This is a genomic window from Infirmifilum sp., from assembly GCF_049970975.1.
Taxonomy (GTDB): Archaea; Thermoproteota; Thermoprotei; order Thermofilales; family Thermofilaceae; genus Thermofilum; species Thermofilum uzonense.
On sequence record NZ_JBMFLX010000067.1, the window covers coordinates 1 to 7065 of the forward strand.

Below are 7065 nucleotides of genomic sequence, written 5' to 3' on the forward strand. Positions count from 1 at the left end.
GCTCAGCCAGGCCGTGGCGCTGCGCGCGGCAGTGAGGAGGATCCTGCTCCTGCTGGCGTACATGCGCGCCACGAGGCTGCCCAGCTCCAGCGGGCTTCCGGCCTTTGAGGCCGCCTCGAGGTGCTCCGCGCGCCAGTCAACCCCTTCACGCCACCGCGGTGGAGGAGATGTTGTGGAAAAGGTCTGCCGAGCCAGGGAAGAGTGTAAAACGGCTTCCTTGACTAACTTAAAGGAGGCTTAGAAAGCCTCTGTGAATGCCCCTTAGCTGCCCTCTACGCGTGAGGAGGGCAGCAAAGCTGTCGCAAACCTGGAGTGGGGCGCTGAGCAGGGGCTGGTAGCGCAGCAGCAGGAGCCACGCCTCACCGTCTCCAACGTCTATGCCTTTTAACCACTTGATCATCCCCTCGCAGAACTGTCCCACCCTTTTCTCGAGTTCTCCCGAAGAGCTCTCTACGGCCTCTTGAAATGCGTTGAGAACATCCTGCGCGCACGGCAGGGTATTGGCGCTCATGCGTGCCGCTAATCGGATCTCTTCCACAACTTCCTCACTAATGCCACTCCCCAGGGGGATCGCCTTGAAACCCTCACTCAGGATCTCCTCTAGGCTCCTCATGGCCTGGTGATGCTGGATCACGGCCAGCGCTGCCGTCCTAGCCAAAGAACTTGGGCGGTAGTTCCCGAGATCTTTCCCCTTAAGGATGCTCAGCAGCGTTTCATAGACGAAGTAGCCGCTAACGAGTTCATGAAACTGGAAACTCCCCATGCGGGTCTGATAGTCTCTGAGTGCTTTCCCAACATCGTGCAACAGGCATGAACTGCGCATAAGGAGGGAAGCGACGTCCTTGCTAAGTGCCAGTCGAGCAGAGATGAGCTTCTCATGCCTCTCGCCGAAAGCTGTGACATAGAGCCTCAGCGTAAGGTACGAGTGCTCGCTCAGCCTCTCGCCTCTGAAGCTGTAAACCGCCACACTTTCAACCCCAGCTCCCTGCTATAGGCATCCGGTTTGGCCACAAGCGCTCTCAAAAAGTACAGGTGGTTGTCGAGCTTGAAGAGACCCCTCTTCACACCCTCCTTGACTTTACCGTCCTCGACCGGCATCACGCAGAACCCCTCGGGCCCCTCCGCTATGACCAGCGGCTTACCGTTTATGGTCTGGATAATGCTTCTCGCTATGGTCTTTCGTCCGCTGAATAGACCCAGCTTAGCAGCGGGGCAGGGCACAACCCTCGAGTACTCGAAGCGATCTAAAGCCCCCTTTTCTTTAAATTCCTCATCGGGCACGTAGACTGGTACCAGCATATCGTCTCTGACGAAGCTGCCCAGCTCATCTAGGACGCCCATTGCCACTTGGCTGCTTATTAGGTGGTGCAGCAGCTGTCCCAGTTTTTGCCTAACTCTCGTATCTTCGTATAGCTTCATACTGCTATACACGTGCTGGCTCAGGGCGCTCACTGTGAGTATCTCCTTACCATCGACCTCGACGCTGCCTTCCAGAACGCTCATCCTCCAGCCAACTTCTTTCCCCTTCCCATGGATCTCTGAGAGGCACTCTACGGTGCGCCTAGTGAGCTCCCAGCTGTAAACCCCGACGTACAAGCCGTGCCTCTGCTTTTCAGGGTCGAATACCACGACAACCTCGCTCTCGCCCTCTCTGAGCTCCCTGTTCACCCTCCCCACCCTCTGCACAAGCGAGCTTAAGGGCGCAGCGTCTGTCAGCAAGCTGGCGAAGTCCAGGTCTACGCCGACTTCGATCACTTGGGTGGACACAACAATCACTTCCTCCCGCTTACCTCCTTTCAGCAGTTTTCTGAGCTTCTCTAGCTTCTGCTTTCTGTGGCCCACCGTGAACAGGGAGTGTAAGAGCACGACCTCACCCTTCTCTCGCACGCGTTTGTACACCTCCACTGCTTCACTCACCGTGTTGCAAGCGATGAGCAACGGCCTTCTCATACTCCCCGCGCGCTTGCTAACCATATCCGGTAATCGTCCCTCAGTAACCTCTGTGCTGTACCTGGCCTGCGTCAGCTTCTGGGTGAATTCCTCGTCGTAGACAGCTTTCACGCACCCCTGCCCCCCGCAACTTCCTCTGCTGAACGCCAGGGCCACTTCAGCTAACCGGAGCGAACCGAGTGACTCGCGTAGCTTATCGAGCACCTGACGATTTGGAGTTGCGGTCATGAGGATCGTTGGAACTCTACACTCGAGTAAATGCTTGATGACGACTTCAAGCGTGGCCAAAGAGCGCGAGCCGTAGTCGGGGGTCTCAGCACCCGTGTCGCCCGGGGCGAGCATGTGGTACTCGTCGAAGACGTTCAACGCCGACAGTATGGAGTAGCGGGGCAGGTCGTAGTGCCCCCTCGTCCACCCGGCGCGCATTAGCTCGAGCTCAGATACGGGAACTTTGAAGAAGTTGAGGGCGTACGAGTCGAATGTCGTGAACACTAGGCTGGAGAGGAAGAAGGGGTCCTTGAGCGATGGGTCAAACATCATGCACTGCCCCCTAGCCTTGAGGCGCCGCTCCCTAGCCCTTCTCACTAAGTCTTCGACGAGCGCTCGCGTGGGAACGACGTGGACTACGCGCACAGCGTAATCAGCTAACTGTTCCAAGCGCTCAGCAAGCCCTGATGGGATCTCAGACCCTGCTCCTAAAACCGACGCCAGGATGATCGAAGCCGTGCTCTTGCCATAACCCGTCGGCAGAGAGACGTGGAGCAAGACTCTCTCACCCTTAGCGAGGCCCGCCGCGACCCTATTGAGCTCCTCGAGGACCGCCCCGACCCCTGGTCTCAAGTTCATGCGGTCTCGCCTACCAGCCTCAAGGGAGTCGCTTCAGGCAGCTTTCAATGGCCCTAACTATGAGGGGCAAGTCGCTGGGTTCCAGGAGAGCCCCTCTTTGACGCGCCCACCTTTCGAACTCGACATCCGTGTGCGCGTACATGAGCCTCGCAGCCTCGTAAGCCAGTTGCTCCGTGCCTATCGAGTGAGTGAGAGCCATGAAGATGAGTTGCGCTATCCTAATCCCGGCATTGTGTAATTGCCTGCTGAGCCGCTCCTCCCTTTCATCGCGACCGCGAGGCTCGCTGAGCGCCGCTCTAAGGAGATTTTGTAACCTCCTGTGAGTTCTTCGCTTCGCGCTTTGTTCAAGCAGCACTAGCTCATCGGCGAAGCATCTGAGGTTCTCAATGTCAAGAGGCAGGTCCTGCTCATACAGATCCGATCTCCTAGCTCCTTGGCCGATAACAGCCGACCTATAGCCAGTAAGCCTGTGAGGAGAAGCCGCAGCTTGGAGGGATACGAAAAGCGCTTGCGCAGCTATATTCGATGGCGTGCATCCTCTGAGCCCACCAACGATAATCTTGTGCTGATCAGTCACATCACGAGCACGTACCCCTCCGTACCTAAGCTGCAGGAAAAGATCTGGGAAAATGTAGTACTCCAATCTTTGCCGCTCTCTGCGCTGTATGGCGATAAGTGAGCTCCACAACCCGATAAGCCCAATACAGGTGCTATGCGGACCCACTCTCATCCTCGAGAACCCGAGCCTACTCGGTACGCTTCCAAAACCTATCCCGCCGATGGTCCTAACGCCCTCCATGAATTCGGGCATCAATTTGTTAAGCATGGGCACGTTGCATATCCTCGCATCCACTGGGTATCCGTCCATGAATCGCCCCAATGCGCTCGAGAGCTCGGAAATCAAGCGCTGCTGCTTGGCTAGTTCATCTAGATAATCAGCATAGGCCATCAGCACCCCCTCAGCATCTATTCGTTTAACATTTATTTGTTTAAGTGAGAAGAAGTTGGCAAGCACCTTTAACCTTTGAGCATCTGCCTTTAGAGAAGGCCGCAGGCCGAACACGCCCTTTCTCAGATCGTCGACGAGGTCTCTTACGCTGCTAGCAACGATGCTGTCGCTGGGTAAGTGAAGGGTCATACTCCGAGAGTCTATCGAGGGCTGCGCGCCCGGGTCTGAGTAGCTCTGCAGCAGCAGGAGCCCCGTCGACAAGGCCAAATGGAAGAACGTACCGCGCGGCGGCAGCTCCACACGCACGCTAGTCACTGCTGATCACCGCTTTCGGGACCAAGATCGTCTCAACCCTCTCACCGAAAGTCGCGCGAACCACAAAGGCCTTGCCCGGAGCTACACGCGTTACTAAAATTCTCCCTGGCTGAAGGATTGAACCACGCCCGCCGGGTATTACGAACTCCTCATGCTCGTGGAGCGCGGGTGGTATGCTGGGCCTCACCTTCCAGAGCTCTTCGCTAAGGCGCGGGAGCGGGCAAACCTGCCCGCCATCGTAGTCCTCGGCAAGCTCGCGTGGGAAGTAGTACTCTGTTACTATGTGACCGGCCTTGCTGGGTTCCAGCAAGTCGAGTCTATCAGAGAAGCTAGCCCCCCTAATGCTGACAAGCCCCTCCTTCGCCCCTAATCTAGTAATGGAAAGGGATGCCTGGAGCAAGTCGATTTTCTCGATGCCTCTCTCCTTTGCCGATCCCAGATCCACGAGATAAAGAATTTTGAAGCCTGCTCCGCATGCATACACCTTGCCGTGAGCCCCTATACCGTACCACATGTCATAGTCCTCCCACCTATGCCTTATACCGCGCTGGTAAATCAAGCGGAAGCATCGGATGAAATCAGAGTAGCCCACCGCGAAAGCTCTGCCCGATACTGAGAGCTCATCGGAGAAGGCGAAAGTGGCCCATCTCACCACATTGAGAAGCCTGGCCGCGCCGCTCATTAGCTCAGTCTCCTCTTCGACTCCCGAGCGGTGCCCTCCGCCTCTCGCGCGTTGCTGGCCCGTCCTTATCTCCGCAAACTCTGGGAAGTCCTTGAGTAGGTTTAAGCTAAAGGCTAGGGCGCCGATAAGCGTCGAAGGGGGCGGTACTAAGTACTGTTGTGCAGCTGCGGACTCTGAGATAAGCCTAACCGAGTATCCCCAGTGAAACACCCCCTCAACGAGGAGGGCTCTCAGGTTGGTCACGTTCCTAGCACACCCTCTAGAGCTGTGAGAGCACGCTCTTTCAGTTTCTTGATGAGATCCTCCGGGCTTTCGGCTCTCTCTACCCCTTCCGGTACTTCGACCCCTCCCTCCTCTACGTAAGCAAAAAGCGAAACCTCGCTTCCCGTTAGTTCCTTGAATTTCTGCGCCCTCTCCCAAGTTCTGTGCACGAAACCTTTAGTGTGGCCCGGCTCCACATTAAAGGGGGCTCCTTTCACCACAGCGGCGACTGCTGACAGCAGTCTGTAGTGGGGGAGGAACCTTGTTCTCTTAGCGCCGAACATCCCTACAAGGAGGTAGTATAGGCTTTTCAGGGCAACCTCGGCCCTCTTCAACCTCTCCTCGTTCTTGAGAATACATTCTATGCTAAACGTGCTGGTGCACCCGATGCCCGTGACGTTAAGGGCTGCACTCGCCGTGTACACCGCTGAAGCTAGCTCAACGACATAAATCGCTTGCCCAGTTTCTCGGAACTCTTCCCGCCCAGCCTCTGAGGATCCTTCGCCAACGCCTATGAGGCTGGGAGCGTGGCGGACGTGGAATTGCGGGTCAGCGACTGCTACCTTAAAGGAGTCATAGGCCGGAACCATGTAGCCGATGTAAAACAGCGATGTCCTCTTTACCGGCACTTCCGTCGGAACGAGAAAGCCGCCAACGTCTTCGACCACGCACCTTTTGATCAGCTCCTTCTCCAGCTCTGCTGCTTTCTCGCGGCTCTCACGGTCCCTGCCCTTTGGTAGGGGTGGTAAATCCTTCTCTTCCTCTAGTATGACTCTGGCTCCATGTTTAACGAGTTCGCCTCTCAAGCAGTAATTGCACACATTTAACCCGGCGTTGTGCGCTTCCTGTGCTAGCAATGCCTGGTAGGCGTGTGCGAGTGACTCGCCGCTTATCACTGGTACGTACTTGATAATGAAGCTGCGGCTGGCTTCGTCGTAAAAGGCTATAGGCGCCCTCCTGTGCTTTATGTAGTTCCCCGCGCTCTCTGCCATGTTAAGCGCTTCAATGTTGACGAGCGCTCTCCAGGAGAGGCTCACCCACACGTTCCTCATCGCTACTCACCCTCCTCTCTAGCAGGCAGGGTCATCGCGAGTGAAGCCACGACCTTGGCGACGCTCAGGTTGCTCCTTATCTCATCGAAGAACTTCGCAAGCTCGTCTTCGGCGGGAAAGGTCGGCGGCCAGTACAGGATCTTTAGACGTCCCTCTATGCTGTAGAGCCGACCGTGAAGCCTAGCTCTGTACGGAGGAGGAGGTTGCCTTACTTCCTCCTCCTCGCTGTACGTGACCGTGATAACCTTCCCTTCCTTTACCTTCCATTCTCCACTCTCTTTATCGAAGACGCATGGGGAAGCCTTGACCTGCCTGAGGCTGCTGGCCGCGGAGAGAGCGACGCGAATAGCCTCCCTTACTGCTTCCTCGACGACATCGGGGCTCATGGCAGACATTACTCTGTCAACGTAGCCGAACCTGCCAGTAGCCACATGATAGCGAAGCACATCGATGACACCGGGGTACTTTTCGGCAATCTCCGAAGCACTTGCTTCTGTTGTAGAATGCATGGTTCCTCCTCTGTCATAAATATTGTTGTTTTTTAAAGTTTGTGCTATGCTACGGGAGTGCCTCCAGCCCTCGAAGTGCCCAATCTTGCTCGACATCAGATGCTGCAGCCCACGGCAAATCCTTAAGTTTTCCCCGTGCACCAAAGCGACTAGTCCCGCCTAAAGACAGGTACTTGGTGAAAGCTGGGCTCTTGTTTGCCGGCGAGGGGCTCGGGGACCTTTATCTCTTGGTGCCATTTCCACAGCATTATTGATCCCTAGGTCAAGAAGTTTACAATTCCTGATTGCTTTCAGGTTTACCTGCCCCCAGAAAGGAGGCATCCATGCCAGCCACAAAGTGTTCCTGCCCCTCCTCTTAGTACTTCCTCTATACATAGCGCTATGTAGTCGAAGGATGCAGATCAAAGGCCCTTTCTTCTCACCGCCGTCTGCTCCCACGCTGGCTAGAAAAAGCTTTTGCGGCTTCCGGGGAGTGCGTCTAGACGCTGGGGCAGTATCTGC

At 56.0% G+C, this 7065-nt stretch carries 7 protein-coding genes; 1 reads left to right on the plus strand and 6 read right to left on the minus strand.

What is annotated here, in order from left to right; all coding sequences use genetic code 11:
- Positions 1-226: 226 nt before the first annotated feature.
- Genes ACP5KC_RS07810 through ACP5KC_RS07835 form a run of 6 tightly spaced genes read right to left on the minus strand, consistent with a single transcriptional unit; the run spans position 227 to position 6660 of the window.
- The gene (locus ACP5KC_RS07810; protein ID WP_428287188.1) at positions 227-967 is read right to left on the minus strand and encodes a hypothetical protein; all 741 of its coding nucleotides are present in this window, start codon (positions 965-967) and stop codon (positions 227-229) included.
- Positions 934-2796, minus strand: coding sequence for a CRISPR-associated helicase Cas3' (gene cas3 / locus ACP5KC_RS07815; protein WP_428287189.1), 1863 nt, complete (start codon positions 2794-2796; stop codon positions 934-936). Before cas3 ends, ACP5KC_RS07810 begins: the two co-directional genes overlap by 34 nt.
- A 19-nt stretch (positions 2797-2815) precedes the next feature.
- Positions 2816-4060, minus strand: coding sequence for a hypothetical protein (locus ACP5KC_RS07820; protein WP_428287190.1), 1245 nt, complete (start codon positions 4058-4060; stop codon positions 2816-2818).
- Positions 4053-4985 carry a hypothetical protein gene (locus ACP5KC_RS07825; RefSeq protein ID WP_428287191.1) on the minus strand — a complete coding sequence of 311 codons (933 nt, stop codon included), beginning with the start codon at positions 4983-4985 and terminating at the stop codon, positions 4053-4055. Before ACP5KC_RS07825 ends, ACP5KC_RS07820 begins: the two co-directional genes overlap by 8 nt.
- On the minus strand, positions 4982-6055 hold the full coding sequence (cas7a, locus tag ACP5KC_RS07830; protein ID WP_428287192.1) for a type I-A CRISPR-associated protein Cas7/Csa2: 1074 nt from the start codon (positions 6053-6055) through the stop codon (positions 4982-4984). The genes ACP5KC_RS07825 and cas7a overlap by 4 nt, the downstream gene beginning before the upstream one ends.
- 2 nt (positions 6056-6057) lie before the next feature.
- On the minus strand, positions 6058-6660 hold the full coding sequence (locus tag ACP5KC_RS07835; RefSeq protein WP_428287193.1) for a hypothetical protein: 603 nt from the start codon (positions 6658-6660) through the stop codon (positions 6058-6060).
- 154 nt (positions 6661-6814) lie between these two features.
- Here ACP5KC_RS07835 and ACP5KC_RS07840 point away from each other — a divergent pair.
- Positions 6815-7065: hypothetical protein (locus ACP5KC_RS07840; protein WP_428287194.1), on the plus strand; the 251-nt coding region annotated here is incomplete at its 3' end.